At 65.5% G+C, this 26,148-nt stretch carries 29 protein-coding genes; 18 read left to right on the forward strand and 11 right to left on the reverse strand.

Annotated features, from left to right (window positions below):
- Positions 1-2: 2 nt before the first annotated feature.
- Positions 3-2,327, reverse strand: a complete 2,325-nt coding sequence (locus K410_RS0132710; RefSeq protein WP_028138789.1) for a TonB-dependent siderophore receptor — start codon at positions 2,325-2,327, stop codon at positions 3-5.
- A gap of 211 nt (positions 2,328-2,538) precedes the next feature.
- Positions 2,539-3,423, reverse strand: a complete 885-nt coding sequence (locus K410_RS0132715) for a dihydrodipicolinate synthase family protein (protein WP_028138790.1) — start codon at positions 3,421-3,423, stop codon at positions 2,539-2,541.
- Positions 3,424-3,602: 179 nt separating this feature from the next.
- On the opposite strand from K410_RS0132715, the gene K410_RS0132720 reads away from it, so the two are divergent.
- Both K410_RS0132720 and K410_RS0132725 read left to right on the forward strand, forming a co-directional pair.
- Entirely contained in the window at positions 3,603-5,015 is a 1,413-nt protein-coding gene (locus K410_RS0132720; protein WP_028138791.1) for an FAD-binding oxidoreductase, read from the forward strand.
- A 9-nt stretch (positions 5,016-5,024) separates the two neighbouring features.
- Positions 5,025-5,720, forward strand: a complete 696-nt coding sequence (locus tag K410_RS0132725; RefSeq protein ID WP_028138792.1) for a GntR family transcriptional regulator — start codon at positions 5,025-5,027, stop codon at positions 5,718-5,720.
- Between the two features lie 6 nt (positions 5,721-5,726).
- Here the strand turns inward: K410_RS0132725 and K410_RS37575 are convergent, their stop codons facing one another.
- Positions 5,727-5,969, reverse strand: a complete 243-nt coding sequence (locus K410_RS37575; RefSeq protein ID WP_049820412.1) for a hypothetical protein — start codon at positions 5,967-5,969, stop codon at positions 5,727-5,729.
- Between the two features lie 94 nt (positions 5,970-6,063).
- On the opposite strand from K410_RS37575, the gene K410_RS0132735 reads away from it, so the two are divergent.
- Complete coding sequence (locus K410_RS0132735; RefSeq protein ID WP_028138793.1) at positions 6,064-8,085, forward strand: YgiQ family radical SAM protein; 2,022 nt, start codon at positions 6,064-6,066, stop codon at positions 8,083-8,085.
- 116 nt (positions 8,086-8,201) lie between these two features.
- On the opposite strand, the gene K410_RS0132740 is transcribed toward K410_RS0132735, so the two are convergent.
- Entirely contained in the window at positions 8,202-8,495 is a 294-nt protein-coding gene (locus K410_RS0132740) for a hypothetical protein (RefSeq protein WP_028138794.1), read from the reverse strand.
- A 348-nt stretch (positions 8,496-8,843) separates the two neighbouring features.
- Here K410_RS0132740 and K410_RS0132745 point away from each other — a divergent pair, with 348 nt between their 5' ends.
- Positions 8,844-9,302, forward strand: coding sequence for an Rrf2 family transcriptional regulator (locus tag K410_RS0132745; RefSeq protein WP_028138795.1), 459 nt, complete (start codon positions 8,844-8,846; stop codon positions 9,300-9,302).
- A gap of 27 nt (positions 9,303-9,329) precedes the next feature.
- Entirely contained in the window at positions 9,330-10,013 is a 684-nt protein-coding gene (locus tag K410_RS0132750; protein ID WP_028138796.1) for a class I SAM-dependent methyltransferase, read from the forward strand.
- 11 nt (positions 10,014-10,024) lie between these two features.
- On the opposite strand, the gene styB is transcribed toward K410_RS0132750, so the two are convergent.
- Positions 10,025-10,528, reverse strand: coding sequence for a styrene monooxygenase NADH-dependent flavin reductase subunit StyB (gene styB / locus K410_RS0132755; RefSeq protein WP_028138797.1), 504 nt, complete (start codon positions 10,526-10,528; stop codon positions 10,025-10,027).
- Between the two features lie 6 nt (positions 10,529-10,534).
- Complete coding sequence (gene styA / locus K410_RS0132760; protein ID WP_028138798.1) at positions 10,535-11,785, reverse strand: styrene monooxygenase subunit StyA; 1,251 nt, start codon at positions 11,783-11,785, stop codon at positions 10,535-10,537.
- Positions 11,786-11,902: 117 nt separating this feature from the next.
- Here styA and K410_RS0132765 point away from each other — a divergent pair, with 117 nt between their 5' ends.
- From K410_RS0132765 to K410_RS0132810, 8 genes are all read left to right on the forward strand, one after another.
- Complete coding sequence (locus K410_RS0132765; RefSeq protein ID WP_028138799.1) at positions 11,903-12,808, forward strand: LysR family transcriptional regulator; 906 nt, start codon at positions 11,903-11,905, stop codon at positions 12,806-12,808.
- Positions 12,809-13,062: 254 nt separating this feature from the next.
- On the forward strand, positions 13,063-15,096 hold the full coding sequence (locus tag K410_RS0132770) for a methyl-accepting chemotaxis protein (protein ID WP_028138800.1): 2,034 nt from the start codon (positions 13,063-13,065) through the stop codon (positions 15,094-15,096).
- A gap of 64 nt (positions 15,097-15,160) precedes the next feature.
- Positions 15,161-15,469, forward strand: coding sequence for a hypothetical protein (locus tag K410_RS0132775; protein ID WP_028138801.1), 309 nt, complete (start codon positions 15,161-15,163; stop codon positions 15,467-15,469).
- A 132-nt stretch (positions 15,470-15,601) separates the two neighbouring features.
- Positions 15,602-15,910, forward strand: coding sequence for a hypothetical protein (locus K410_RS40065; RefSeq protein WP_155253789.1), 309 nt, complete (start codon positions 15,602-15,604; stop codon positions 15,908-15,910).
- A 94-nt stretch (positions 15,911-16,004) separates the two neighbouring features.
- Positions 16,005-16,172 carry a hypothetical protein gene (locus tag K410_RS41115; RefSeq protein WP_245269575.1) on the forward strand — a complete coding sequence of 56 codons (168 nt, stop codon included), beginning with the start codon at positions 16,005-16,007 and terminating at the stop codon, positions 16,170-16,172.
- A gap of 1,158 nt (positions 16,173-17,330) precedes the next feature.
- The gene (locus K410_RS0132800) at positions 17,331-17,795 is read left to right on the forward strand and encodes a hypothetical protein (protein WP_028138803.1); all 465 of its coding nucleotides are present in this window, start codon (positions 17,331-17,333) and stop codon (positions 17,793-17,795) included.
- Between the two features lie 124 nt (positions 17,796-17,919).
- Positions 17,920-18,942 carry an LLM class flavin-dependent oxidoreductase gene (locus K410_RS0132805; protein ID WP_028138804.1) on the forward strand — a complete coding sequence of 341 codons (1,023 nt, stop codon included), beginning with the start codon at positions 17,920-17,922 and terminating at the stop codon, positions 18,940-18,942.
- A 100-nt stretch (positions 18,943-19,042) separates the two neighbouring features.
- Positions 19,043-19,504 carry a DUF2846 domain-containing protein gene (locus K410_RS0132810; protein WP_028138805.1) on the forward strand — a complete coding sequence of 154 codons (462 nt, stop codon included), beginning with the start codon at positions 19,043-19,045 and terminating at the stop codon, positions 19,502-19,504.
- A gap of 64 nt (positions 19,505-19,568) precedes the next feature.
- Here K410_RS0132810 and K410_RS37580 read toward each other — a convergent pair whose 3' ends face one another.
- The gene (locus K410_RS37580; protein WP_049820413.1) at positions 19,569-19,772 is read right to left on the reverse strand and encodes a hypothetical protein; all 204 of its coding nucleotides are present in this window, start codon (positions 19,770-19,772) and stop codon (positions 19,569-19,571) included.
- A gap of 311 nt (positions 19,773-20,083) precedes the next feature.
- On the opposite strand from K410_RS37580, the gene K410_RS0132825 reads away from it, so the two are divergent.
- From K410_RS0132825 to K410_RS0132845, 5 genes are all read left to right on the forward strand, one after another.
- Complete coding sequence (locus K410_RS0132825; RefSeq protein WP_028138806.1) at positions 20,084-20,428, forward strand: DUF1236 domain-containing protein; 345 nt, start codon at positions 20,084-20,086, stop codon at positions 20,426-20,428.
- A gap of 72 nt (positions 20,429-20,500) precedes the next feature.
- The gene (locus K410_RS37585) at positions 20,501-20,887 is read left to right on the forward strand and encodes a hypothetical protein (protein WP_049820414.1); all 387 of its coding nucleotides are present in this window, start codon (positions 20,501-20,503) and stop codon (positions 20,885-20,887) included.
- A gap of 217 nt (positions 20,888-21,104) precedes the next feature.
- A complete protein-coding gene (locus K410_RS0132835; protein ID WP_028138807.1) occupies positions 21,105-21,638 on the forward strand; it encodes a hypothetical protein in 534 nt (177 codons plus the stop codon).
- 58 nt (positions 21,639-21,696) lie between these two features.
- Positions 21,697-22,050: a hypothetical protein gene (locus K410_RS0132840; RefSeq protein ID WP_028138808.1), complete on the forward strand. Its 354-nt coding sequence runs from the start codon at positions 21,697-21,699 to the stop codon at positions 22,048-22,050.
- A gap of 22 nt (positions 22,051-22,072) precedes the next feature.
- Positions 22,073-22,501, forward strand: coding sequence for a hypothetical protein (locus K410_RS0132845; RefSeq protein ID WP_028138809.1), 429 nt, complete (start codon positions 22,073-22,075; stop codon positions 22,499-22,501).
- A gap of 53 nt (positions 22,502-22,554) precedes the next feature.
- Here the strand turns inward: K410_RS0132845 and K410_RS0132850 are convergent, their stop codons facing one another.
- From K410_RS0132850 to K410_RS0132865, 4 genes are all read right to left on the reverse strand, one after another.
- Positions 22,555-23,013, reverse strand: a complete 459-nt coding sequence (locus K410_RS0132850; protein WP_028138810.1) for a hypothetical protein — start codon at positions 23,011-23,013, stop codon at positions 22,555-22,557.
- A gap of 10 nt (positions 23,014-23,023) precedes the next feature.
- Positions 23,024-23,242: a hypothetical protein gene (locus tag K410_RS0132855; protein WP_028138811.1), complete on the reverse strand. Its 219-nt coding sequence runs from the start codon at positions 23,240-23,242 to the stop codon at positions 23,024-23,026.
- Positions 23,243-23,351: 109 nt separating this feature from the next.
- Entirely contained in the window at positions 23,352-24,911 is a 1,560-nt protein-coding gene (locus tag K410_RS0132860) for a hypothetical protein (RefSeq protein ID WP_028138812.1), read from the reverse strand.
- Between the two features lie 93 nt (positions 24,912-25,004).
- A complete protein-coding gene (locus K410_RS0132865) occupies positions 25,005-26,147 on the reverse strand; it encodes a glycoside hydrolase family 5 protein (protein ID WP_028138813.1) in 1,143 nt (380 codons plus the stop codon).
- Position 26,148: the final 1 nt, after the last annotated feature.

Consider the following 26,148-nt stretch of genomic DNA (forward strand, 5'->3'; position numbering starts at 1 on the left):
GACTAGAACTTCACCGTCGCCGACAGCGACACCCGCCGCGCATCCCCGAGGGCGACGTTCAAGGCATTTCCGGTGCTGGATGTATAGTAGAGCTTGTCGAACAGGTTCTTGACGTTGAACTGATAGGTCACGGGCAGATTGTCGATCTTGGTGTCGTACGTCGCAAAAATGTCCGCCACGGTATAGGCCGGCATGAAGAAGGTGTTGGCCGAGTCGCCCGCCCGATCGCCGACATAATGCGCACCGCCGCCCAGCCGCAGGCGTCCGGGGAGCCTGTCGCCGAAATCGTAGACGAGATAGAGCGAGGCCGTGTTCATTGGAACATTGAACAGCCTGGCATTGCCGACAACGGGATCATCGCTCAGCCGAGCGTCGGTATAGCCGTAGCTTCCGATCATGCTCCATTCGTCGGTCAGTCTGCCCGTCACGTCCAGCTCCACGCCGCGTGACCTGGCCGCACCGGTTGTGCGCGCCGCAGACTTGCCGCCGCCGATATCGTCCAGCACCAGCACGTTCTTCTTCTGGATGTCGTAGACCGCCAGAGTGCCCGACAGCCGCTTGTTGACATCGAATTTCAGGCCGGTCTCCCACTGCGTTCCTTCTTCTGGCGCGATGGTGGAATCGACAACGAAGCCGGCCGTGAACGGCGGAATGACCGATGTCGGCTTCAGCGACTGCGTATAGCTCACGTAATAGGAGAGCTGGTCGTTCAGCTTGAAGATGACGCCGCCGAGCGGCAGAACCTTGTCGCCCGAAAGATCGGTAGCGGTGACGAAACGGGGTCGCCCTTTTCCCGCGAGTTGCTCATATTCCATCCAGCGCACGCCGCCGACCACGGACAGCCAATTCGTCAGGTGAAACGTGTCCTGGGCGAAGAAGCTGCGGGTGCCGAGCTTGTCGGTCTGCTCGCTGTCGGTCGCCGAGACGGTCGTGCCCGGCACGACCAGTCCATAAACCGGGTTGTAGAAATTGAAGCTTGGTGTCGCCTGGCGGATCAAATCGTGGCGATCGATCGTGCGGTACAGCGCCTCGCCGCCGAACAGGATCTCGTGGCGAAAACCGCCCAGCCAGACGTCGCCTTGCAGATAGGAGGCGCCGTAGCTGGCGTTGCTCAGCGAGTTGCGCGTCCCGTCGTTGCTGCGGGTTTCAACACCGGTCGTGGCGTTGACGCCGGTGATGCGAAGCTGGTTCGCGCTGAAAGTCTCGGTGTTGTAGCTGTAGGCCGCCGTGACCTTCCAATTGTCGTCGAGCTTCTGCTCGACCGAAGCCTGCACCAGGTCGGACGTGCCCCACATGTTGTTGAAGGGCTCGTCGAGCCGGCGCGTCTTCGGGATCGCCAGTGGAGCGCCCTTGACGAAGGCCGTGCCGCGGTCGAACGGAGTGATGAACTCGCGGTGCTCATAGGTGAGCTGCACCGTCGTTGTATCGCCGTACCAGGCCAGCGACGGGTTCACCAGCATCTCGCGATGGCGGCCGAAGTTGCGCCAATAGTCCTCGCTGACGCCGTAGCCGATGAAACGATAGGCGAGGCCCTGATCGCCGATCGGGCCGGTGACGTCGAGCAGGCCGTCGGCACCGCTGCGATTGTTCGCATAGGTCGAGCCGAGCAGCGTGACCGAGCCGTGCTGGTAGAGCTCCGGCCGCTTGCTGATGGTGTTGACGATGCCGCCGGGGTCCATGATGCCGTAGAGCAGCGAGGCCGGCCCTTTCAGCACTTCGACGCTTTCGACGGCGGGACTGAGACTGCGGCCCTGCACCAGCGGCATGCCGTTGCGCATGATCGAGCCGTCGCGGTTGTCGCCGAAGCCGCGGCGGATCACCGCGTCCTGCGTGCCCGCAAGCGTGTTGGCCTGGGTGATCCCGCTGATGTTGACCAACGCATCGTCGATGTTTCGCGGCAACTGGTCTTTCAGCACCTGCGCAGGCACGACGTTGACGGTCTGCGAGGTATCGAGCAGCGAGGCGCCGCCGCGCAGCGTGGTCGCGCTTGGCATTGCGCGGTAACCGAGCTTGGCTGCCTGTTGCGCCGCGGCGTCCGCTGCGGCGCGCTCGGAGGGCATCGGCGCGGCGGGTGCCGGACTGCGATCGCGCCGGCGGGCGGCGCTCTGGGTGCGGCGAGAGGATTGATCTGCGGCGCGCGCCGGTTTCGACCGCGGTGTCGGAGCCTCCACCGTCACGGGCGGCAGGGCCGATTGCGCCTGTGCGGTCGTGGTGCTGGAGTGGCATTCGGCGAGCAGCACGGCTGCTCCGACGAGAAGACCTGCACGGCGCTTGCCGGCACGGTAACGATGGCTGCTGACGCGTTGGCCATCCGGATGAGCACGCACGTTCGATTCACTTCCAGTCAGACACGGCATTGAAGCTCGCGCGTCTAACAGCCACCGTGCGCGAAGAGAACCGCAGGCGGAGTTGAATCGCTCTAGTATTGAATCGTTCTAAGAAACGAGGGCCAGTGAACGGCAATCTCCAATTGGCGTCGGGCGGCCCGCGACACGTCGCGCGCGAACTGGCCGCGACGTATCAGGATTTCCTGCGGTCTCACGCGATGGCAGGCGCCGTCACCTCGTCGAGCTTACGCTTCAACGCAGCGCCGTCGGTTGACGCGCGCAGCGGCGGCCGCACACGCTGCCAGGCTGCATCGCCGGTCTGTTCCGCAAGGATCGCTTTCAGCGCGGCGGTGGACGACGGCGTCTTCAGGACGACATCGATCGCGGCCTGCATGCGCGCTTCGACGTCCTTGCCGTCGACCATGCCCTTGACCAGCTCGGGCACGACATTGGCCATGCCGCAGATGGTGCCGGCCCCGCCCGCGGCCATCGCGCGGGCGATATCGGCCTCGTTGCCGACGGTGATGGCGAGCTCGGGGGCTGCGGCACGGAAGGCCTGGAATTGCTTGAAGTCGCCGCTGGAATCTTTCAGGCCGGCGATCACCTTGCCGTAGCGCTTGCGCAAGCTGGCAGCGACGCCGGTCGGAATCGCGACGCCCGACACCTGCGGAATGTGATAGAGATAGGCGCGCAGCCTTTCGTCGGCGACGCCGTCGATGATCGCGGCGAACGCATCCTCGATGCCGTCAGGCGTGACGTTGCGATCGAAGTAAGGCGGCAGCACCAGCACATGACGCAGGCCAAGGTCGAGCGCCGCGCGTGAGAGAGCGATGCTGTCCGAGAAGGCGGGAAAGCCGCCGCCGATCCCGATACGGTCGGCGGCAACGCCGGCCTTGAGCACCGCCTTCACGGTCGCGATGCGCTCGGCGACGCTGAAGGTGGTGCCCTCTCCGGTGGTGCCGAACAACACGACGCCATCGACGCCTTTGCCGAAGAGCTGCTTGGCGTGAGCTGCGAGCTTTGCCGAATCCACGCTGCCGTCGGCCGTCAGCGGCGTCGCCGACGCCACCCAGAACCCGCGAATTGCCTCGGTCATCACACTGCCCTTTGCTTCGATCCCGAACTAAGCTGCTGATCTTCAACGATCTTCCGAGGCTTAATCGGGCCTTGTTTTTACTTTACTTTTGGTCTTGTACCTTACATACAAGACATACGCAAACCCTTTCCACCGCGAAGGCGCGCCTGAGGCGCGGCCGGCTTCCGAGGAGGTCTCGCATGAACATGGTGAGTCCCGTCGGGCGAGCCGAGCAATTGCTCGGAGCGCTGCGCGACAAGCTCGGCGCGGCTGCGGTGTTGACCGGCACCGACGTGCCCGCGCGCAATTGCAACGACTGGAGCGCGAGCCTGCCGCAGACGCCGCTCGCGGTGATCCGTCCCGTCGACGCGCAAGGCGTGGCCGACGCGGTTGCCACCTGCCGTCAGGCCCATCTGCCGTTCGTGCCGCAGGGCGGACTGACCGGACTGTGCCGGGGCGCCTCGCCCGAAGCCGGCTGGGTCGCGATCTCGCTGGAGCGCATGACCGGCATCGAGGAGATCGATGCGGCCTCCGCGACGATGACGGTGAAAGCGGGCACACCGCTGGAGACGATCCAGAAGGCCGCGGATGAAGCCGGCTTCTTCTTTCCGCTCGACCTCGGCTCGCGCGGCTCCTGCGCGATCGGCGGCAATCTCTCCACCAACGCCGGCGGCAACCGCGTGATCCGCTACGGCATGACGCGCGAGCTGGTGCTCGGGCTCGAGGTCGTGCTGCCCGACGGCACCATCATCACCAGCCTCAACAAGCTGATGAAGAACAACGCCGGCTACGACCTCAAGCACCTCTTCATCGGCTCCGAAGGCACGCTCGGCATCATCACCCGCGTGGTGCTAAGACTGTTCCCGAAGCCGCGCTCGACCATGGCGGCGCTCTGCGCGCTGAAGGACTATGCCGCGGTGGTCACGCTGCTCGGCGCGGCGCGCTCAGGGCTCGGCCCGCTGCTGTCCGCCTTCGAGGTGATGTGGCCGGATTATTGGGACGTGATCACGAATCGCGCCGGCGTGAAGCCGCCGGTCGCCGCCGGCCACGGCCTTTACGTGCTGGTCGAGGCGCAGGGCACCGACGAGAGCGTCGACGCACCGCGCTTCCAGGCCTGGCTCGAGGAGCTGATGGAGCGCGGGCTGCTGGCCGATGCCGCCGTGGCGCAATCGCTGGCGCAGACACAGGCGTTCTGGCGCGTGCGCGACATCTGCGCCGAGTTCGGCCAGGTGCTGGGGCCGCACATCTCCTACGATATCGGCCTTGCGGTGGCGCGGATGGACGAGTTCGTCGCGCGGTGCAAGGCGGCGCTCGCTGACGGCATCAAGGGCTGCGAGAGCGTCTATTACGGCCATATCGGCGACGGCAATCTGCATCTGGTCTCGTGGGTTACCGGCCTGTCGGTCGCGCAGCAGCCGAAGGACGAGATGGACGCTATCATCTATGGCCTCGTCCGCGAGCTCGGCGGCAGCGTCTCCGCCGAGCACGGCATCGGCACGCTGAAGAAGCAATGGCTGGGCCATGCTAGGAGCGAGGCCGAGATCGCGCTGATGCGGACGCTGAAGGCGGCGCTCGATCCCGATCAGCTGCTCAATCCCGGCAAGGTAATCTGAGGCATGCAGATGCGCTCGCTCAAGCTCGATACGCCGAAATCGCTGTCGCAACGGGTGATACAGCGGCTGCGCCAGGCGATCATCGACGGCGAGTTCGCGTTGGGCGCCGCCATCTCCGAGGAGATGGTGGCCAATTCCTTCGGCGTCAGCCGCACGCCGGTGCGCGAGGCCATGGGCCAGCTGCAGGCGCAAGGCCTCGTCATGATCCGGCCGCAGGTCGGCAGTTTCGTGTTCACCCCGAGCGCGGACGACATCAACGCGCTCTGCACCTTCCGCATCGCGCTCGAGCCCAAGGCCGCCGAGCTGGCCTATGGTCACGATCGCGACGGTGCAATCGCCTCGATGAGCCAGGCGATCGCAGCGATGGAGCCGGCAGTGGCGGCGAAGGACAACATCGCCTATGGCCGCGCGGATACCGCCTTTCACGAGGCGCTGTTCGCCCATTGCGGCAACCGCTATCTCGCCGAATCCTATCAGCTGGTCTCCGGCCGCGTCGCCGCGCTCCGCACCAACCTGACCTCGCCGATCGACGTGCGGACCCGCACCTCGTTCGACGAGCATCGCAAGCTGCTCGATCTGTTCGCACGCGGCGAGCTCGCCGGCTTCGAGGAATTGATGACCACGCACATCACCAATTCGGGCGTGGTCTATGCCAGAGCCTTGAAGGTGGAGGCCTTGAAGGTGGAGACGCCAAGAGCGAATTGAGCGCGATCATTTCGCGTCCCTCGCGCCCGGCCTGTCCAGGAAATCCAGCGCGGTGTTGATCTGCTCGAGCTGGTGCTCGATCTTGTCGCGATCCTCGACCGACGGCGCCTTTTCGAGCTGTTCCACGAGCTTCTGCTTCCGCAACAGCAAGTTCTCTATGACCGTGCTCACAGCTCCCCCATCGCCACCGGCGGACGTTCGCGGGCGCGCGCGAGCCGGGCTGCCGCAACCCTCCATCAGAATGTCCATCGAGACGGATGGTTCCTGGCGACCCCGGGAACCTGCGATCTTTCGCGCCTCCGTCGGTTGTATTCGGGAGCCCGGGGTCCTATGCGTATCCACCATGGACACCCAGATCGCCACTGCCACAAAGCCGCTGATGGCCCAGGCCCGGCCGCGCAAGCCGGCGCCGTTCCTTCCCATGAGCCGCGCCGAGATGGATGCGCTCGGCTGGGACGCCTGCGACATCGTGCTGGTGACGGGGGACGCCTATGTCGACCATCCGAGCTTCGGCATGGCGATCATCGGCCGCCTGCTGGAGGCGCAAGGCTTTCGCGTCGGCATCATCTCGCAGCCCGACTGGCACTCGGCCGAGCCGTTCAAGGTGCTGGGCAAGCCCAAGGTGTTCTTCGGCGTCACCGGCGGCAACATGGATTCCATGGTCAACCGCTACACCGCGGACCGACGCATCCGCAGCGACGACGCCTACACCGCGGGCGGCGAGGGCGGCAAGCGGCCGGACCGCTGCACCGTCGTCTACGCCCAGCGCTGCCGCGAGGCGTTCAAGGACGTCCCGATCGTGCTCGGCGGCATCGAGGCCTCGCTGCGCCGGATCGCGCATTACGATTATTGGTCCGACAAGGTGCGCCGCTCGGTGCTGGCCGACGCCAAGGCCGATCTGCTGCTCTATGGCAATGCCGAGCGCGCCGTGGTCGAAGTGGCGCATCGGCTCGCCGCCGGCGAAGCGCCGCGTTCGCTCGACGACGTCAGGGGCGTCGCGCTGTTCCGGAAAGTTCCGGAGGATTACAGCGAGCTGCACGCCGACGATCTCGATTCCGCCGACGAAGGCGCAACGCGGCAGAAGGGCGCGACCGTGATCCGGCTGCCGGCGCTGGAGCAGGTCGAACAGGACAAGGAAGCCTATGCGCGTGCCTCGCGCGTGCTGCACCGGGAGAGCAATCCCGGCAATGCGCGGCCGCTGGTGCAGCGTCATGGCGACCGCGACCTCTGGCTCAACCCGCCGCCGATCCCGCTCACCAGCGAGGAGATGGACGCGGTCTACGACCTTCCTTACGCGCGCGCGCCGCATCCGTCCTATGGCGAGGCAAAGATCCCGGCCTGGGACATGATCAAGTTCTCGGTCACGATCATGCGCGGCTGCTTCGGTGGCTGCACCTTCTGCTCGATCACCGAGCACGAGGGCCGCATCATCCAGAACCGCTCCGAAGGTTCTATTCTGCGCGAGATCGAGAAGATCCGCGACAAGACGCCGGGCTTCACCGGCGTGATCTCCGACATCGGCGGCCCCACCGCCAACATGTACCGGATGGCGTGCAAGGACCCCAAGGTCGAGGCGGCGTGCCGGCGGCCGTCCTGCGTCTTCCCCGAGATCTGCCCGAACCTCAACACCTCGCATGACGACCTCATCAGGCTCTATCGCAAGGTGCGCGAGACCCGTGGCATCAAGAAGGTGATGGTCGCCTCCGGCGTGCGCTACGACCTCGCGGTCGAGAGCCCCGAATACATCAAGGAGCTCGTCACCCATCACGTCGGCGGTTACCTGAAGATCGCGCCGGAGCATACCGAGCGCGGGCCGCTCGACAAGATGATGAAGCCGGGCATCGGCGCCTACGACAAGTTCAAGCGCATGTTCGACGCCGCGGCCGAGCAGGCCGGCAAGAAATATTACCTGATCCCCTATTTCATCGCGGCGCATCCGGGCACGACCGACGAGGACATGATGAACCTCGCGCTGTGGCTCAAGAAGAACCGTTATCGCGCCGACCAGGTGCAGACCTTCCTGCCCTCGCCGATGGCGACGGCGACCGCGATGTACCACACCGGCGTCAATCCGCTGCGCGGCGTGCGCCACGGCGGCAGCGACAAGGTCGAGGCCATCAAGGGCCTGCGCCAGCGCCGGCTGCACAAGGCCTTCCTGCGCTACCACGATCCCGACAATTGGCCGGTGCTGCGCGAGGCCCTGATCGAGATGGGCCGCCGCGACCTGATCGGCTCGCAGCCGCACCAGCTCGTGCCGGCACACCAGCCGCCCGGCACCGGCAAGGCCGCCGGCACGCGGCGACCGGTGCGCCCCGGCGGCAAGACGCAGCGGTTCACGACCAAGGGTCTGCGGGTGATGAAGTAGCGGCTGGCTCGCCGCCTAAAGCGCGATGCGATGAGGATGAATCGTCATCGCGCTTTAGGTTGTTGTATAAGCATGATCTTTTCGGAAAGCCGCTGCGTACTTTTCCGGATCATGCTTTAGAGCGCCAGCACGACCTCGCCCGACACGGCATCGGTCACGCCGCGTCCGTTGCCCTGGTCCTCGAGCACCGACCTGAAGCTGTCGAGGGTCTTGATCATCGCCGATCGCGCGGCGACCAGCGCATCCTGGCTGGACCACGTGCCGATGAGGCAAAAGGTTTGGTCTCCGGTCTTGATGATGACGCCATGCTCGAGGCCAGGCCATTTGGCCTTGCCGTTGCGATGCGCGTCGAGAAAGGCGGCTTCCTCGCCCTGCTTCACCCTGAACTTCACCACGTTGTAAACCTGCATGACGCGCCTCCGAAAAATGGATGGATGAAAACGGGCGCCGTGTGAGGGACAGGACGAAAAGTCCATGACGTCGCCCCGACCGAATGTTGCTCCTCGCGCATGGGGCCGTCACCGTGGCAAATCGGCATGCCGGGCCGCCTGCGATATCTCAGGCCAGCCAAGACAAAAATGTCGAAAACAACCCCATGCACAGTAGGCCGGGCCAACCGGATCAATGGCTTACGGCTCGTCCAACGCGACCGATGTGCCGAGCGAGAACCTGTTGCGTCGTCGGGCAAAACAGGGGGCCGCCGCGCCCACCTCCGCCCCTGGTTGACTTCCTCCCCGTCATGCAACATATAAAGTTACATGAAACGAGACAGCCGATTATCCGGCGTGCTGCACGTCCTCTTGCACATGGCGCAGCAGCCGGGGCCGTTCACATCCGAGACACTGGCGAAAGCCATGGACACCAACCCCGTGGTGATCCGACGCATCATGGCGGGCCTGCGGGAGATCGGTTACGTGCGCTCGGAGAAAGGGCACGGCGGCGGCTGGACGCTCGCCTGCGATCTTTCGAAGGTCGCGCTGCGCGATATCTATGCCGCGCTCGGGAGTCCCTCGCTGCTGGCGATGGGCAACCGCACCGAAGCACCCGGCTGCCTGGTCGAGCAGGCCGTCAATGCCGCGCTCGGTCAGGCCTTTGGCGATGCGGAGGCGCTGCTGCTGGCGCGCCTCGGCGAGGTGACGCTGGCGATGCTGAGCGACGATCTTCGCAAGCGCCTCGGCTCGCGCAAGCCTCACGGCATGAGCGCGCATCACGCCTAACGCGCACGATCCGGCAAGGACAACGCCATGACCAACATTCAAGACATGTTCTCCGATCCGCAAGCCGTGGCGAACTACACCGAGGGACCGCCGCGCTTCGTCCCCGGCTACAACGCCATGCTGTCGATGGCGGCGATCCTGCTGGCCGAGCGCGCGGGTGAGGCGGCGCGCATCCTCGTGCTCGGCGCCGGCGGGGGCCTCGAGTTGAAGACGTTTGCGCAAGCTCAGCCGCGCTGGAGTTTCGACGGCGTGGACCCGTCCGCGGCGATGCTGGCGCTGGCCGGACAAACCCTGGGCCCGCTCGCGTCGCGCGCGTGTCTGCATCAAGGTTACATCGACGATGCGCCGGAGGGTCCCTTTGACGGCGCCACCTGCCTGCTGACTCTGCACTTCGTCGATGTCGCGGAGCGGCGCCGCATTGCTTCGGAAATCCGCCGCAGGCTCAGACCACGCGCGCCCTTCGTGGTCGCGCATTTGAGCGCGCCCGATGGCTTCGAGGAACGTCCGCGATGGCTGTCGCGGTACTCCGCGTTCCTGGCCGTCTCCGGCGTCGAGCCCGACAAGGCGGCAGCCGCGCGAGACGCCGTCACCAACCATCTGGAGATCCTCACGCCGGCTCAGGACGAGGCGGTCCTGCGCGAGGCCGGCTTCTCCGACCCGGCCCTGTTCTATACCGGCTTCGCCTTCCGCGGCTGGGTGGCCTACGCCTGAGTCGCAACCCTTCACCGGTCCACCGGCACCCCAGGCCCGAGATGATAGCGGCTGGAGAAGAACACCAACGGAGTGCTGTCCCGATGGTCGCAGGCGGAGACTTCGGCGATGATCAGCGTGTGGTCGCTGACGTCGACGTGGCGCGTCACCTCGCAGGCGAACCAGGCGATGCAGCCCTGAAGCCGCGGCAGGCCGTCGACGACGTCGTAGCCCGGCGTCGGAGCGCCGCTCGGCTGGCTTGCAAAATGCCGCGACAGGTCACGGCCGTGATCCGGCAGGACGTTGACGCAATAGCGCCCCGTTGCCGAGATGGCGCGATGCATGCGGCCGGGCATGACCGAGACCAGCACGGTCGGCGGCGCCAGGCTGACGGTGACGAAGCTGTTCGCCGTCATGCCGCAGACGCGGCCGTGCTCGTCGAGCGCGGTCAGCACCGTGACGCCGGTCGCAAAGCGCGAGGCGGCTTCGCGGAATGCGGCCGGATTGGCGCGCGGCGTATCAGGCGTGGCTCGCATCGATCCTCACGCGATTGCCCTGACCGGCTCCGCCGGCACCGACATGCGGTCGATCCAGGACCGGATGCGCTGCGGGGTGGAGATGCGATCCCATTGCCGTTCCGGGTAGTTGAAGTTCTCGGTGAACTCGTCGGCCAGCGCCTGGTTCTGGCTCATCGCGCCGATCAGCATGCCCAGCGCCTCCGTCGGCGGCTGCAGCATCACGTTGGTCCAGCGCGAGGCCGCCAGCACGCGATCCTGCCGCTTCAGGTCGATCGTCTCGCACAGGCGCGCATCGAGCGCATCGGCGTTGACGATCTCCTCGCCGAGCACGAAGGCCGCGTAGGACGCGACGTTGGCGCCCTGCCCCATCATGGGATCGACCACGGCATGGACGTCGCCCAGCGCGATGGCGCATTTGCCGTCGTCGAACTCGACCACCGTGTTGCGCACGGTCGGCACCACGCCGCCCTGCAGCAGGTCCTGCGGCTGCGCGAGGTCGAAGCGCGCGGTATCGATGCGATCGTAGGTGGTCGGGTGGTGCTTCTCCAGCTTGCCAAGAAGCACGCGAATGAAGTGCTTGGGATCCTCGTCGTAGCTCAGCGTCGCGAGCTCCTCCATGTCGCCGCCGGGCACGTTCTCCATCAGCAGCGCATTGGCGATGCCGCCGAAGGTGATGGTCGGGATCACGATCATCTCGCCATGTCCGGGCGAGACCGACAGCGTGACGTTCATGGGATCGGGCTGCCGCACGCCGGTGTAGAGCCCGACGCAGAGCCGCCGTTGCGGCTGCGAATAGGGCGTGTGCTCCGGCCGGTAGGAGAAGAGCTGGCCGAGCGGACCTTTGCCGGTGGAGACGACCAGCAGATCGAACCGCGCGACCAGGGGACGGATATCGCGCTCCTCGATCCGCCGATACTCGATCTTGCCGCCGCGATTGGTGAAGTCCTGCATCAGGGCCGGCAGATAGATCCGGTAGTCGACCGCGCGGCTCGGCTTGGAGAAATCGCCGCGAAAGCGCAGCGGCTGCGGGAAGTTGAAGACGTGGTCGTGGTAATAATAATGGTCCTTCGGATCGGTCCAGTGATTGACGCCGAGATAATCCTCGCGCGCGAGCGTCGCATGGTGATGCGCGACCGTGTTGAGCAGCCGCATATCGCGGTACTCCTCGGGCGGACGGTCGGTGATGACAGTGGCGTCCACGCCGTGCTTTTGCAGGTAGAGCGCGAGATGCAGGCCGGCGATGCCGGCGCCGACGATTCCGACGTTGCGTGCCACGTGGTCTCCTCCCTGGTGTCGGCCCTGTCCGGGCTTGTTGCGGAGCAGCCTACCGACAGGCGGCGTTGCACACTACGGAATAAATAGAATATGATTCATTCCAACCCGGAATGAACAATGGACCGGATCGATTGCCTGCGCGCTTTCGTTCGCACGCTCGAGAGCGGCAGCTTCTCGTCGGCCGCGAAGGAGCTCGGCATCGGCCAGCCCGCGATCAGCAAGCGCATCGCGATGCTGGAGAGCGAGTTCGGAACTCAGCTTTTCTCACGCACGACCCGCACGCTGAAGCCGACGCCGGAGGCGGATCGCATCTACGATCTCGCGCGGCAGATCCTGGATCGTTTCGACATGGCGCGATCGAGCGTCGAACAGGCGGCACCGCGCCCGAGCGGCACGCTGCGGATCGGCGTGCCGTCGTCATTCGGTCGGCGCTACATCATGCCCGTCATCGCCGAATATGTCCGGCACTACCCCGAGGTGAGGCTCGACGTCCGCTTCAGCGAACGTTTCGTCAACCTGGTCGAGGAAGGCATCGAGCTGGCGCTGCGGATCGGACATCTGGAGGCGAGCACGCTGGTCGCCCGCCGTCTCGGCAGCGTGCAGCGTTATCTGGTCGCCACGCCGACCTATCTGCACGGACGCCCGTTGCCGCGCACGCCGGACGATCTCGCCGCGCACCAATGCATCGTCTATTCCAGGATGCCGATGGCGCAGCAATGGACGTTCGAGTCCGAGCATGGACGGCACGTCGCGTCCATCAACGGCGCCTTTCACGTCGACGATGCCGACGCGATGCAGGAAGCGACCCTGCACCATCTCGGCATCGCCATCCTGCCGGAATGGAACGCCGCGGACGGGCTGCGCCGTGGCGAACTCGAACATGTGCTGCCGGACTACAGCATCGCCACCTTGCCGCTGCATGCGGTCTATCCGGAGACGCAATGGATGTCGCTGCGCGCGCGCAGCTTCCTCGATCTGCTGATCGCGCGCGCCGCCCAATTCTCGCCAAGCGCGAGTTCGTGACAGATTGACGCAGCTCACCCTGTCGTTAACTTTTTCAGAGAAATGGAATTTCCAGATTCCGATCGACGCTACGCGTCTTGGCGCTTGCGTTAACGGACGCCGCACTCCTCCCGGTAGCTAAATGCCGCGGCGCATTCGATCGCTTGAGATCGATCAAATCGATCACCGTACTCGCACGGGCGACAGATTTAACGGCTGCCCGGTTCCCTCCAACGTAGAAGAGTGCGTTCTTTGATTTTTTTTGGGGGAAGCACATGGTCAAGCTCAATCGCATTGGTAACAAGCTTGGCGCGGCGGGATTGCTGGGCATCCTGCTGGCGGGGGGAATGCTCGCCAACCAGATGATCTCCGAAGCAGCGGTCACCCGCGCGAACGAGCGGGCGACGGCGCAGACCACCATCGCCGCACACGCGCTCGAGGCTAGTGTGGCACTCCGCAGGATGCAGCTGTCGGTCCGCGACTTGCGGCTGTCGACGACCACACCGGACGTTGAAAAGCACGCCAAGGCGCTCAACGATGCCTACGAGAGGATCAAGAAGGAGCTTGGTATTTCCATCTCGCTCATGGTCCGCCCCGAGAACAAGGCGAGGCTAGAGAGCGTGGCAGGGCTGGCGACCCAATACGCCAAGGCGGCGTCGGACCTTGCCGAGAGCCAGATCAAGATCTTCCAGATCATCGGCAAGCGCAACGACGTGAGCGCCCATTGGGGCAAGACCTTCGACAGCGCGCTGTCCTCGCCGGCTCTGGCTGCGGCCCCGAATCGTCCGGAGATCGAGAGGCTGCTCTGGGAAGCCGATTCGATGTTCAACGCCGCACGCGCGGCGACCTGGCGCTTTGCAGCCACCGGCGACGAGAACCAGAAGCGCGCGATCGAGACGCGGAGCGCCGGCATGACGAGCGCGCTCGAAAAGGCGGCAAAGGCCGCGTCGGCTTCGAAGGACGTGTCGTCGCTGATCGAAGCGCTGTCGTCTGACGCCAAGGCTTTCGCCGCTGCGACCGCCGAGGCCGCAAAACTCGAGGCGGTCAAGAAGGACATCGTCGAGGTGCAAACGCTGCCTCGCGCCAACCAGGCCGCCGAGCTGATGCGCGAGGCGGTGGAGGTCGCGGACAAGCTCGCGGCCGCGAGCCAGAGCGAAGCGGCTGCACAGCTGAGCCAGAGCAATCGAATTTCGTTCGCCGCTTCCGTGGCGGTCATCCTGTCCCTGATCGGCGCCGTCATCTTCACCTTCGTCGGCGTGGCACGCCCGCTGAGCCTGTTGAACGCTGCCTTGGGCCGACTGGCAGGCGGCGAGTTGAACGTCGAGATACCCGGCGCCAATCGTGGCGACGAAGTCGGCGATATCGCCAAGACCGTCGTGGTGATCGGCCAGAACGCCGAGCAGAAGGCGCGTGAAGAGGCCGCTGCCCAGGCGGAACAGGAGCGCAGGGCGGCGCAGCAGCGCAAGGCCGACATGGTCAAGATGGCGGACGACTTCGAAGGCGCGGTCGGCGAAATCGTCGACACCGTCTCGTCGGCCTCGACCGAACTCGAGGCCTCCGCGAGCACGCTCACGGCCACCGCGGAGAGGGCCCAGGAGCTGACGACCGCGGTCGCGGCAGCCTCGGAGGAAGCATCGACCAACGTCCAGTCCGTCGCCTCCGCGACCGAAGAGCTGACGAGCTCGGTGGTCGAGATCAGCCGCCAGGTGCAGGAATCGGCGCGTATCGCCAACGATGCGGTCGGCCAGGCCCGAAGGACGAATGAGCAGGTGGCAGACCTGTCCCGTGCCGCGGCACGCATCGGTGACGTGGTCGAGCTCATCAACACCATCGCGGGGCAGACCAACCTGCTGGCGCTGAACGCGACGATCGAGGCCGCCCGAGCCGGTGAGGCCGGACGTGGATTTGCGGTCGTGGCGTCCGAGGTCAAGGCACTCGCCGAGCAAACGGCAAAGGCGACCGGCGAGATCGGCCAACACATCGACGGCATCCAGCGTGCGACGCAGGAATCCGTCGGCGCGATCAAGGAGATCAGCGGAACCATCGAGAAGCTGTCGGAGATCTCCGCCACGATTGCCTCGGCCGTCGAGGAACAGGGCGCAGCAACCCAGGAAATCTCGCGCAACGTTCAGCAGGCGGCGCAAGGCACCCAGGAAGTCTCCTCGAACATCACCGACGTTCAACGCGGCGCGAGCGAAACCGGATCGGCATCCAGCCAGGTGTTCTCTGCGGCGCGGTCGCTGTCGCACGACAGCAACCGGTTGAAGATGGAGGTCGGCAAGTTCCTGAACACTGTCAGATCGGCATGAATGGATGATCCGGCCCGCTTCGAGGCGGGCCGGACGCCATGACAGTTTCATTCGGGAGTATGCAATGGGCGATCTGATTCCTTTTCGTTCGGACGTCGGGCCTCGCAAGACGCAGGCCGATGGACCGCTGGAAGCCGCCATCGACGTCTTGAACACGAACACGAAGCTCGCGCTGGCAATACAGGAAGCAGCCGGCCGCTTTGTGCAGCTGGAAAAGGCGATCGATTCCGCAGGTGAGTGCCATGAACGATCCATTGCCGCGCGGGTCAGCGCGCAGGACACGCATCGCGTCTTCGTTTCGATGCGCGAACTTCTCGAAAGCATTTCGGAGTATGTCGGCGGGGTACGCCACAAACTGGACGAGCCGCAATAGACCGCTGCTCGCACGCCGGAGGCAGATTGCGGCAAGCGTCCGCTCATCTCAGTCGCGGCAGGGATATGTAACCGAAGGATCTCAGCGAGTGGTCTCACGCTGCATCCTCTCGGTGAGAAACAGGAGGTCACGGTGTTGATAAGCGAGTTGGTGGCGGGTTTTCGCAAGATCGCCGAGGATACGGAACGTCGAGCGCGAAAGAGCGGCGTCGATCGACTGACCCAGGCAGATCTCATGGATGCAGCCGCGAAATGCCACTGGCTGGCTGGCGAAGCCTCTGCCTTGTGCCGCAAGCTCGGCCAGGTCCCGGCCGTCTGCGAAGCCTGCCTCGAGAAGTGCCCTCAGCCACCAGAGCAGCGCTCGATCCTCGAAGCGCCGACCTGTGACGCCTATACTGAACTGCCGACGAATCCGGGCCTCGAGTGGCGACTCGCGCGTTAACCATCGTAGTCGGTTTCGGCCGCAGCGAAATCGCTTCGAAGTTTCTCAAATCTTGCCGGATACCTCTCATGGGGATGGTGATCCCGGAGAGGACATGAGCAAGCGCGGCAAACGCCGGAAGATCGAGCCGCTCGCGCTGCCGATGGCCGCGAGGGTCGGAATTGGCACCGTGGCCGTCGCGGCCCTGGAATACGCTCTGCTGGCCCGCCCGGCGAGCGTGCAAGCGGTGCGCAAGCCGTCCGCGACCTCTACGAGCAGGTGAAAGTCGGTACGAAGGTGATCGTGCTGCCGCCGAATGCAGCCCGCCGACCGTCGCAGGCCGCGCCACCGGACGCTGCATCCCGATCACCGGACCGAGCTCGCCGCCGAGCCGGACACCGCCAACCAACGCGCAAATGCCGTCATCCGAACCGACGATCGCCGAGGCGCGGTAGCTCGCGTTCGCCAGCGCAGTCGCCTGACCTGATGTGTCACGCCTTCGTCAACTCGACAGGGCACCCATCCGCCACTGCATATCTATGCCGCGCTCGGGAGTCCCTCGCTGCTGGCGATGGGCAACCGCGATCCGGCCGGCTTCTCCGACCCGGCCTTGTTCTACACCGGCTTCGCCTTCCGCGGATGGGTGGCCTACGCGTGAGGCGGCAGGACATCTGGCGAGACTTCTTGGGAAGCTGCTGAGCTGCCCCCGCAGCTTCCCTTCTTCAATCAGGCGACGATCTTGTTACCGTCGGGTCGGATCGTTGGGCCCGCCAGGACGGATCGTCTGGGGACCGCCCTGGCCGGCGTTACCCGCGCCACTCCCGCTGGTCGCACCGCTGGATCCAGCGGCCGTGCCGCCTCCGGCACCGATACCGCCCGGCCCTGGTCCAGCCGCGCCGGTCGTTCCGCTCGCCGAGCCGGTGCCGCCGGTTCCTCCGGCTCCCGCGCTCGCACCCGCGCCGCCCGCTCCACCTGCGCCTCCGCCCGCGCCGCCTGCACCGCCCGCCTGCGCATGGGCGAAGCCGATCGAGGCGCCGGCAAGCAACGCACACATGGTCACTGAGAAGATTGTCTTTCGCATTGTTCAGACTCCGGTTGACGATGACATGCCAATCGAGGCCGCATGCAAACGTTCCTAGGAGATTCGTCGCAGGCTTCCGCAGTTCGTCGCGACGATCATGCGCTGCGTCGAACAGGATCTAGTTCCAGCGCACGACGTCCCCGTGCCGCCAATCCCGCGGCCAGCGCAGCCAGGCCGCGCTTGCAGCGACATGGAGCGGCGCCGCCATTCGACGACGTGATTGAGGCCCGCCAGCTGACATCGGATCGCCAGCGTTAACCCTGTCGGCAAATGATTCGCCGCAGATCGGCCACCGCCGGCAAAGTTGACTTATTGATGCGGAGAATTTTCAGCGGCACTAACCGAGGTTAGAGGCGCGTTATGCTGAGAATGGCGTTGTTGGGCCTCCTCATCCTGCTGAGCGTGGGAATGCTATCAGCAATGGAGCTCACGGCTCCACCGCGGCGCGCCGCCGCCATCGTCCCGCCGCCTGCCGAGCAGAGCGCAGCCATCTCTGCATCGCATGATGCGCTGGCGAAGGCCGATCGCCTCGAAATTGCCGCCGCGAACATCGCGACGCCGGCAGAGGCAGCTTCAGTCGAGACCCCCGTTGCTCGCCAGGACGTTCATGTCGGCTCGTCCGCGCCGGCACCGATTGTCCGGCCTCGACACGATGCCAAGACGAGGACGACCACTGAGCGTCCCAAACCGAAGCCAAAGGTCACCGTCGTCAAGCGCACTGCCAATGCTCAACGTGCAAAAGCGGCCGGCGAGACCGAGCCCTGTCGGCTCAAGGCGTTCGGCGGCTTGCTCAAGGCGTTGAATTTGACCGGTTGCGAGATCTGAGGACACCACAAGCAGTCCAAGCCTGGGCCTGCTTTCACGAGGCGGCCAGGGCATGCGCTTTGTCGCCGATCTTTCCCTCGGCCGGCGTCTCGCAAATTCGGCCGGTCATCCCTAGATTGCCCGCATGAAAAAGATCGGATTCCTCTCCTTCGGGCACTGGACGCCCTCGCCGCAATCGCAGACCCGCTCCGCCGGCGACACGCTGCTGCAATCGATCGAGCTGGCGGTCGCGGCCGAGCAGTTGGGGGCCGACGGCGCCTATTTCCGCGTGCACCACTTCGCGCGGCAGCTCGCATCGCCCTTCCCGCTGCTCGCCGCCGTCGGCGCCAAGACGAGCCGCATCGAGATCGGCACGGCCGTCATCGACATGCGCTACGAGAACCCGCTCTACATGGTGGAGGACGCCGGAAGCGCCGACCTCATCGCCGGCGGCCGGCTGCAGCTCGGCATCAGCCGCGGCTCGCCCGAGCAGGTGATCGACGGCTGGCGTTACTTTGGTTATCTCCCGGCCGAGGGCCAGAGCGATGCCGACATGGGACGGCGCCATGCCGAGGTCTTCCTCGACCTCTTGCGCGGCGAAGGATTTGCCGAGCCCAATCCCCGCCCGATGTTTCCGAACCCGCCGGGCTTGTTGCGGCTGGAGCCGCATGCGCAGGGCCTGCGCGAGCGGATCTGGTGGGGCGCCGGCTCGAACGCCACCGCGGTGTGGGCGGCCAAGCTCGGCATGAACCTGCAGAGCTCGACGCTGAAGAACGACGAGACCGGCGAAGCTTTTCACGTGCAGCAGGCGGCGCAGATCCGCAGCTTTCGGGCGGCGTGGAAGGAAGCAGGCCATGCCCGCGAGCCCCGCGTGTCCGTCAGCCGCAGCATCTTCGCGCTGATGAACGATCGCGACCGCGCCTATTTCGGCGGGGAGCGCGGCGGCGAGGACCAGATCGGCTTCATCGATCCGCAGACCCGGGCGATCTTCGGCCGGAGCTATGCGGCGGAGCCGGACGCGCTGGTCGAGCAGCTCAAGCAGGACGAGGCGATCGCCGAGGCGGACACCCTGCTGCTGACGATTCCGAACCAGCTCGGCGTCGATTATTGCGCGCACGCGATCGAGGCGATCCTGAAGCACGTCGCGCCGGCGTTGGGGTGGCGCTGACATGAGCTGGCGCGGCACGACCAGAAGTCGCGATTGACTTCGCGCACCACCCCCGCCAATGATCCCCCCGGGGACTGTTGGACTGAATCAGGGGGTTGGAATGGGCTTGCGTCCGGGGATCTTCGTTGCGGCTTTCTTGCTTGCGGGGTGTGCGTCAGGGCCGATGGGCAGCACGGCTCTGACGGATAACGTGAAGGCAAATACTGCAAGGCTGGTGGTCTATCGCTCATCCGCGCTGGGTTTCGCGATCCAGCCAAGCTATTCGGTCGACGGACGCTCCGTTGGAGGCAGTCAGGCTGCGGGTTTCCTGGCCTGCGACCTGCCTCCGGGCCGCCACGAGGTTGCGGTCAATAATCTTCCGCTGAGCAGCAATCTGTTCGGGCAGGGAAGCGAGAAGGTGAGCGTCGATCTGCGCGCCGGCAGCACCACCTATCTCTCCGCCCAGCCGCAGATGGGAATCATAACGCCCGGTGCAATCACGTTGATTCAGGTCACGGAAAGCCAGGGCCGCGCAGACGTCGCCAGCTTGCATCAGAGCAACAGCTCATGTGGCAAGGCATGATCTGAGCGCTTCGCTGCTGACACGCGGATCAAACGCCTCGTCCTGCAAATCATCCTGCGCCTGCTCAAAGCAAGGCCGCGCTGGATGCCTGTTTGTAGATCATCGCGGCAACGAGCGAGAGCAGCAGGCCCGCGCCCGCGAAGATCGCGAGCACCTTCAGGGTTTCGCCGTCGATATCCGTTCGCATTGCGCGGGATATTGCCTTTGCCAATGAAGCCATCATCACCAGCTCTGACCAGGGCAGCGCGGAGGCGGGGCCCTGGTTCATCTAGCGTCATTGGGGCAGGCCTGCGTGTGAACCAGATTACAGGTGAGCCGGGAGTGCGCAGCCCCGGCTTCTTCATCACCGAAACCGGGGCCGTCGCAGTCAGTGCATGTGGCCGATGAGATAAATGCCGCCTCCGACAATCAGGATCGCCGGCACGGCCCAAAGAATCAGTACGGGCATTTTCCTCTCCTCCAATCAGCTGCTCCCGAGGATGCAACGGGAAAAAATGGCAAACGTTCCGCCGCGAACGGAACAGGCAGGTTGATGGCGAGTTCATCGCAGCGCCGCACACAGCGGCGAGGGAGAATGCGATGAAGAGCTTCATGCTGATTTCGGCCGCCGCACTGATTGCGTCGACCAGCGCGATGGCGCAAACCACCGTGACGACGACGACCGGCGCCGGGCACGGCGCAACCGTGCAGATCGAACCGGAATATCGCACCAAGATCCGGTCCTACGTCACCGAACGCAAGATCCGCCCGGTCGAAACGCGCGAGAAGATCGTGGTCGGCTCGCCCGTGCCGCGCGACGTCGAGCTCGCGACCGTCCCGAGCGACTGGGGTCCGTCGCTCACCAAATATCGCTACGTCTATTCGGGCAGCCACGTGATGCTGGTCGATCCCGAGACGCGCATGGTCGTCCAGCAGGTCGACTAGCGCCGCTGTGGCGGGCCGTGGAGGAGCGGCCCGCCGCGCATTGTCCGTTGCATCATTGCCCGGTGGCGCCCGATGCCGATCGTCCGATATTTCTTGTTTGCAAGCTGCTTCAGCCTGGCGCTGCTGTTCGCACTCGATCGCTCTCTGCCACCGCTCGCCGAGCGTTCTGCAGGGCCGCAGGTCGAACGAACCAATATTCGTATCAGGTCCGCGCGGGCCTGGCCTGAGAAGATCATCTTCGACACGTCCACTCAGATCGCGACCGCGGCCTCCTCGCCTCTGCTTGCGGCGGAGCCGCCGGCCCATGCTGCCGGCAACGCGCTGGCGATGGTCGAGCCACGAAAGCCGGCGACGAACACCAACCCGACCGCTCGGAACGGCAGGGCGCAAGCAGCCGCTTTCGATGCAGATCCTGCGGGCCGCGCGACCTCCCGGCATCTTCTGTCCATCGTCAGGTGACGATCGGAAAAGTCCAAGCTGCAGGAACCCACGATGGCGCTGCGCGCCCGGTGCGGATGAACGATGGATGAATGAGAGCGATGGCTTGCGCATCGCCAAGTCCGCCGATCAGCATCAACGCGTCAAGGTGTCCGACAGAAGGAACGTTTGGCCGATTGCCAGTTTATCCCGAGCCTGATTTGGCGATTTGTTTTTGAAAACCCTGGAGGAGACTGACATGAGGATCCTGAAACTCTCCGCGGCTGCGGCCGCGCTGCTCGCCGGCACGGCGCTCGCCGTGGCACAATCGAGCTCGACGGTCGGCACCGGCGGTTCGTCGGCGAGTGGCGGCACCAGCAGCTCAACGGTCGGCACCGGCGGATCGTCCGCTGGCGGCAGCGGGTCGGGCTCGGCCTCGACGCTCGGCACCGGCGGCTCGTCGGCCGGCGGCGGCACCAGCAGCTCGAGCGTGGGCACCGGTGGCTCGGCGGCAGGTAGCGGCTCGGGCAGCGGCTCCGCCTCGACGCTCGGCACCGGTGGCTCATCGGCCGGCGGCGGCAAGAGCTCGTCCAGCGTCGGCACCGGCGGCTCGGCCGCGGGCAGCGGCTCCAACTCCGCATCGACCGTCGGTACTGGTGGCTCGTCCGCCGGTGATGGCAAGAGCGGCTCGACCGTCGGCGCGGCCGGCTCGTCCGCGGGCCACGCCAGCGACAAAGGCATGGAAAAAGGCAAGGGCCACAACAAGGACGAGTGGAAGAAGGACAAGAACTAGTCCGATCCCGGGAGCGGCCACGTGCCGCTCCCTTTGTCCATGTTGAGGAGGAGCCGCAATGAACAAGCCAATCGTTGCGATCATGGCGCTGGCCCTGATGGGTGGCGCCGCATCGGCAGAAACTATGGAAAAGACCGGCAAGACGGCATCGGGCGAGACCTGCAAGGTCACGGTGGTGAAGCACGCAGACGGCAGCATCAGCGCGGCCGGCTCGTCGGGTTCGGGCACCACGGGATCAACGGCGTCGAGCGGCTCGCTGTCGAGCTCGAGCTCGGCCGGCGGATCGTCCGTGAACGTGCAGGCGGGCGGCGGTCATGTCTCGAGCTCCTCGTCGACGGCGGGCGGTCCTGGCAGCACCAGCGCCAGCACCATCACCGTCAACGGCTGCACGATCTCGACCTCGTCACCTTGAGCTTGATCGAAAGGATCGAAACATGAGGACTTTGCTTACGACCTCGGCGGTCGCAGTGCTGCTCGCCGCCGCGTCACCGGCGCTCGCGCAGAAAAGTATCACCGGCGGAAGCGCCGGCTCGGCCGCCGCGGGCGGCACCTCGGCCTCGACGGTTGGCACCGGTGGCACGTCCACCTCGGCGACGGGCAGCACCGGCTCGTCGATCGCGGCCGGCGGCAGCGCAGCGGCGGTGAACGGCAAGACGCAGACCGGCGTCAGCATGAACAAGGGCAACGGGCCGGTGATGAATTCCAACGCCCGCGCGCAGGCGCATGAGGGCGGCACGTTCAGCCGCTCGCATACGCGGACCAAGGTCAAGGCCGGGCAGGAGGTGGGCTCGACCACGAAGACCATGTCGCACGTGCCGGGCTCGAAGCCGACCATGTCGACGACCTCGACGACCTCGCGCTAGACCTCACCACCAGCCGCCCGAGCTTGCTCGGGCGGCCGTTTCCTGGATCCGGTTCAGTCGGCGCTCAGGCTGTGGCTGATCCGCGTGACGATGCGGTCCCAGCGCCGCTTCTCGGCCGCGGGATAATTGATCAGCACGCAGTGCACGTAGCCGCGCGAGAGATTGCAGCGGTTGTACCAGATCTTGTCGCGCTTGATGCTGGAGACCACGAAGAATCTCGGCGTGATCCGTTTATAGATGATTCCGGAGGGCGGATTCTTCTCCGCCAGAAATTGCGCCGGCGAAAGACCCTGCCGGTTCGAGACGGCTTGTATCGTGAAATCGGCCCTGCCGTCGCTCGTGCGAAACCGCTGGCCGTAGCCGTCGGGCTTGCCGGCCATCTCCGTGAACAACGACGTGGGAATGTCGATCGACGTTCCGGATTCGGCGATCCGATAGGTCGTCCAGCTCTCCGCGCGGGCGGCAGACAGCGTGGCAAGCAGCGCGAGGGTGGCAGCGAGCGTCGTTTTCATATCCGCCTCTTCAATTGCGGGGCATCAGTTGCAGCTCCATCAAGGCAATCCGTTGCAGGTCGGCGAGATCGCGCTCGCCCGCGCCCGCCGTGCGCAGGATGGATTCGGCGAGCGCATTGACGTGCGAGGCGTGGACCGGCTCCGGCAGGCTCGCGACCGCAGCCTCCAGGGCGCGCGTCATGATCTCGATAACCTCGGGGGAAAATGCAGCGTTGGAAAAGTTCTTCATCGCGCGCGCCGACCGCATGATGCGGACCGCGGCTCAACGCCGGGAAAAAATGGAAGTTCCTGCGTCATAGCGTCAGGGCGGCGCGCGAGACCGCGAGCCCGAGGCCGAGCTACGCTGCGGGCTGGTACTGCGGGAGAGGCTCGATTTCCGCCTCCTCGCTGGCGACCGCCTGCATCCTCACATGGCTGCCGATGACGAGGCCGGTGAGCGAGAGCATCAGCCCCAGCGCGAGCGGCGCGAACAAGGCCTCCTCCTGGAACAATCCGTTGAGCAGCACGACCATGACGCCGAAGCCGGCGAGGCCCTGGGTTAGATAGCCCGACGAGGCATAGAGGCGCCAGGCCTTCAGCCCCATCGCGAAATAGAAGGCCAGCAGCGCGAGGGCGCCAATGCCCATCTGGTACAACAGAACGCCAATGGCGCTCTCGACCGCGCCGTCGATCGTTCCGGCCGCCTGCGCGGCACTCCAGTCGATGGAGAAATAGCTGTCCGACAAATTGCCGCCGATGCCGAGACCGCGGCCGAAGGGTCTCTGCACGAATCCATCCAATCCGCCCATCAGCCCAATGACGTGATAATCGCCGATCTGCAGGCCGACGCGGATCGCCAGAACCGCAAAGGCGATCAGGCCGAGGAAGCCGAGCAGCAACGTCAGCACGGCGCCGAGCAGCCGGGTCGCGATCCACGCCGCGACCACGAAGATCACCACGATGAGCGCACCCTTCACGCTGCAAAAGACCAGCAGCGGCAACGCCGCGAGCGCCAGCAGCGGCCGTCCCACCGAGAACAGGAACAGGGCGCAGAAACCGACTCCGTAGGCGAAGCTGATCGGGTGCATGTTCGGACCGTTGATGCGCAGCATCTTCGACAGGCCGAACCCTTCGAGCAGGGGCGTGTTCAGGAAGTCGAAACTGAAGCGATCCTGGAGAGTGACCGGCACGTTTCCGGTCTGGCGCATCTGGGCTTCCCAGACGCCCGAATGGGTCGCCTTGAGCTCGTCGAAGCCCCAGAACGTGTAACCGTTGGTGATGGCCAGCCAGACATCGCGGAAGACGAGCTCGACATAGCCGCACAACATGAGGATGACCGCGAGCGTCACCAGGAACGGCGTGATGCGCACCTCATAGGTCGCCGCCGTCAGCAGCGACAGCTGGAATAGGAACAGCGGCAACACGATGTTGCGCAGATAGACCGCCGCCGGCTGTCCGTCCTGGATGAAGCCGATCGCGAAATACAGCGACACCACAGCGAGGGTGACGACACCCCAGCGCATGATGCGGTTCACCTCGGCCGATTGATTCCTCTGGCCCAGCACGTAGAGGCCGAACGTCGCCAGCCACATCACGGAGCAGACGAGGAAATTGTAGCCTTTGATGAAGTCGAGGTCCGACGGCAGCGGCACCAGCGGCGACAGGATCGAGACGAACAGGTTCTGGAAGAACAGGACGAAGATCGCGATGGCCGGCGCGTAGGTCGGGACCGCCACGACGATGGCGATGCCGACGAGGACCTCGACGGCGATGCCGAGGATCGGACTGGCAAGGTGCAGGATCGGAGCGGAGCCGATCGTTGCCGTGGCCAGCCCGAAGATCAGGACCAGCTCGCGCCAGGCCGGCGGCGATGGGCCGGCCTGCGCCGTCTCGGCCTGCGGTGAATCCCCGGCGCTCATCGATCGTTCCTTGGATCGTCCCTTGGCATCGCGCGGCCGGCACGATAGCGGGGCGATGTGTAAGGATGCGTTAACGATAGCGGACCCGCGCCGTCAGCGGCGGCCGGCCCGGGGCGCGCCGAGCAAGGCCCGCATCACGTCGGGATCGGGCCTGCCGGTGTTGCGGTCGACGAGGCCGAAGCCCTGCGCCAGCTCCCAATGCGCCCAGCCCCAGCAATGATCGCGGGCATAGGCGGTGACCTCGGCCAGCCAGCGCAACCGGCTCGCTCTGGGCGCGCCGGCCTTCAGCACGCCGAATTCGTTGACGATGATCGGCCGTGCGAATTGCCGCTGCCATTGCAGCGCGGGCGCAAGCCAGCGGTCGGCCGTCGGCTTGTCCCTGGCGGCGGCGATCGCGACGTCGAGCATGCCCAGCGCCTTGGTCGCGCCCCTCAGCTCAAGATCCTTGCGCAGGGCCTGAACCTTGGGATCGCCGGGATTGATCGGATAAGGCAGATCGATGATGTCGTGCAGCGGATCCTGCGCGTCCCAATGGGCCTGATGGGTGAACACCATCGGATCATAGAAGTGAATGGCATAGACGACGTCAGGGTCGAGCAGCGGGCGGAATCGCGGCAGCGAGTCCGCGCGCTGCCAGTTGACCGGACCGACGACGAGGGTATTGGCGGGAAGCAATTCGCGCACGAAGGCGGCGAGCGCCTCGACCTCGGTCTGCCATCTGTCGGCGTCGATATCGGGCTCGTTGAGCAGCTCGGCGAGGACGCGATCGGCCGGATAGGATCGAATGACCTCGGCAAGGCCGCTCCAGGCCTCCTGCATCTGACGCAACGCCGCGTCCGGATCTTCCTTGTGCAGGCGGTTGAAGCGCTCGCCGGGATGAAGATCGACGGAGATGGCGTAGCCGAGCGCAATGAGCTGCTTCAGTGCCTCGTCGAGCACGCGCAGCGTCGCCTCGCGCTCGTCCTTGGAGGCGAAACCAGGCATCACGCGCTCTGCCGGCACCGGCAGCCGGACATGACTCATTCCCGCCCTGCGCAGCTGCTGCAGCAATTCAGGGCTCGGGGCTGCACCGTTGATCCAGCCGTCGGCATTGAAGCCGCGAGACAATGCGGAGAGCCTGCTAGGCGCGACCGTCTGCGGCACGGGCACGCAATCGCCGGCGAAGACCGGTCCGCTGGACCAGATCGACAGCAGCAGCATCGCGCTGGCCAGCAGGCGACCACGCCAGCCTGCCATC

It is taken from the genome of Bradyrhizobium sp. 22 (assembly GCF_000482425.1).
GTDB classification, from domain to species: domain Bacteria; phylum Pseudomonadota; class Alphaproteobacteria; order Rhizobiales; family Xanthobacteraceae; genus Bradyrhizobium; species Bradyrhizobium japonicum_B.

What these genes read in the sequence shown, in the direction of transcription:
- K410_RS0132715 (WP_028138790.1), bottom strand. Translation starts at nt 3,423, where the DNA reads ATGACCGAGGCAATTCGCGGGTTCTGGGTGGCGTCGGCGACGCCGCTG.
- K410_RS0132720 (WP_028138791.1), top strand. Translation starts at nt 3,603, where the DNA reads ATGAACATGGTGAGTCCCGTCGGGCGAGCCGAGCAATTGCTCGGAGCG.
- K410_RS0132725 (WP_028138792.1), top strand. Translation starts at nt 5,025, where the DNA reads ATGCGCTCGCTCAAGCTCGATACGCCGAAATCGCTGTCGCAACGGGTG.
- K410_RS37575 (WP_049820412.1), bottom strand. Translation starts at nt 5,969, where the DNA reads ATGGACATTCTGATGGAGGGTTGCGGCAGCCCGGCTCGCGCGCGCCCG.
- K410_RS0132735 (WP_028138793.1), top strand. Translation starts at nt 6,064, where the DNA reads ATGGACACCCAGATCGCCACTGCCACAAAGCCGCTGATGGCCCAGGCC.
- K410_RS0132740 (WP_028138794.1), bottom strand. Translation starts at nt 8,495, where the DNA reads ATGCAGGTTTACAACGTGGTGAAGTTCAGGGTGAAGCAGGGCGAGGAA.
- K410_RS0132745 (WP_028138795.1), top strand. Translation starts at nt 8,844, where the DNA reads ATGAAACGAGACAGCCGATTATCCGGCGTGCTGCACGTCCTCTTGCAC.
- K410_RS0132750 (WP_028138796.1), top strand. Translation starts at nt 9,330, where the DNA reads ATGACCAACATTCAAGACATGTTCTCCGATCCGCAAGCCGTGGCGAAC.
- styB (WP_028138797.1), bottom strand. Translation starts at nt 10,528, where the DNA reads ATGCGAGCCACGCCTGATACGCCGCGCGCCAATCCGGCCGCATTCCGC.
- K410_RS0132765 (WP_028138799.1), top strand. Translation starts at nt 11,903, where the DNA reads ATGGACCGGATCGATTGCCTGCGCGCTTTCGTTCGCACGCTCGAGAGC.
- K410_RS0132770 (WP_028138800.1), top strand. Translation starts at nt 13,063, where the DNA reads ATGGTCAAGCTCAATCGCATTGGTAACAAGCTTGGCGCGGCGGGATTG.
- K410_RS0132775 (WP_028138801.1), top strand. Translation starts at nt 15,161, where the DNA reads ATGGGCGATCTGATTCCTTTTCGTTCGGACGTCGGGCCTCGCAAGACG.
- K410_RS41115 (WP_245269575.1), top strand. Translation starts at nt 16,005, where the DNA reads ATGAGCAAGCGCGGCAAACGCCGGAAGATCGAGCCGCTCGCGCTGCCG.
- K410_RS0132800 (WP_028138803.1), top strand. Translation starts at nt 17,331, where the DNA reads ATGCTGAGAATGGCGTTGTTGGGCCTCCTCATCCTGCTGAGCGTGGGA.
- K410_RS0132805 (WP_028138804.1), top strand. Translation starts at nt 17,920, where the DNA reads ATGAAAAAGATCGGATTCCTCTCCTTCGGGCACTGGACGCCCTCGCCG.
- K410_RS0132810 (WP_028138805.1), top strand. Translation starts at nt 19,043, where the DNA reads ATGGGCTTGCGTCCGGGGATCTTCGTTGCGGCTTTCTTGCTTGCGGGG.
- K410_RS37580 (WP_049820413.1), bottom strand. Translation starts at nt 19,772, where the DNA reads ATGAACCAGGGCCCCGCCTCCGCGCTGCCCTGGTCAGAGCTGGTGATG.
- K410_RS0132825 (WP_028138806.1), top strand. Translation starts at nt 20,084, where the DNA reads ATGAAGAGCTTCATGCTGATTTCGGCCGCCGCACTGATTGCGTCGACC.
- K410_RS37585 (WP_049820414.1), top strand. Translation starts at nt 20,501, where the DNA reads ATGCCGATCGTCCGATATTTCTTGTTTGCAAGCTGCTTCAGCCTGGCG.
- K410_RS0132835 (WP_028138807.1), top strand. Translation starts at nt 21,105, where the DNA reads ATGAGGATCCTGAAACTCTCCGCGGCTGCGGCCGCGCTGCTCGCCGGC.
- K410_RS0132840 (WP_028138808.1), top strand. Translation starts at nt 21,697, where the DNA reads ATGAACAAGCCAATCGTTGCGATCATGGCGCTGGCCCTGATGGGTGGC.
- K410_RS0132845 (WP_028138809.1), top strand. Translation starts at nt 22,073, where the DNA reads ATGAGGACTTTGCTTACGACCTCGGCGGTCGCAGTGCTGCTCGCCGCC.
- K410_RS0132850 (WP_028138810.1), bottom strand. Translation starts at nt 23,013, where the DNA reads ATGAAAACGACGCTCGCTGCCACCCTCGCGCTGCTTGCCACGCTGTCT.
- K410_RS0132855 (WP_028138811.1), bottom strand. Translation starts at nt 23,242, where the DNA reads ATGAAGAACTTTTCCAACGCTGCATTTTCCCCCGAGGTTATCGAGATC.
- K410_RS0132860 (WP_028138812.1), bottom strand. Translation starts at nt 24,911, where the DNA reads ATGAGCGCCGGGGATTCACCGCAGGCCGAGACGGCGCAGGCCGGCCCA.
- K410_RS0132865 (WP_028138813.1), bottom strand. Translation starts at nt 26,147, where the DNA reads ATGGCAGGCTGGCGTGGTCGCCTGCTGGCCAGCGCGATGCTGCTGCTG.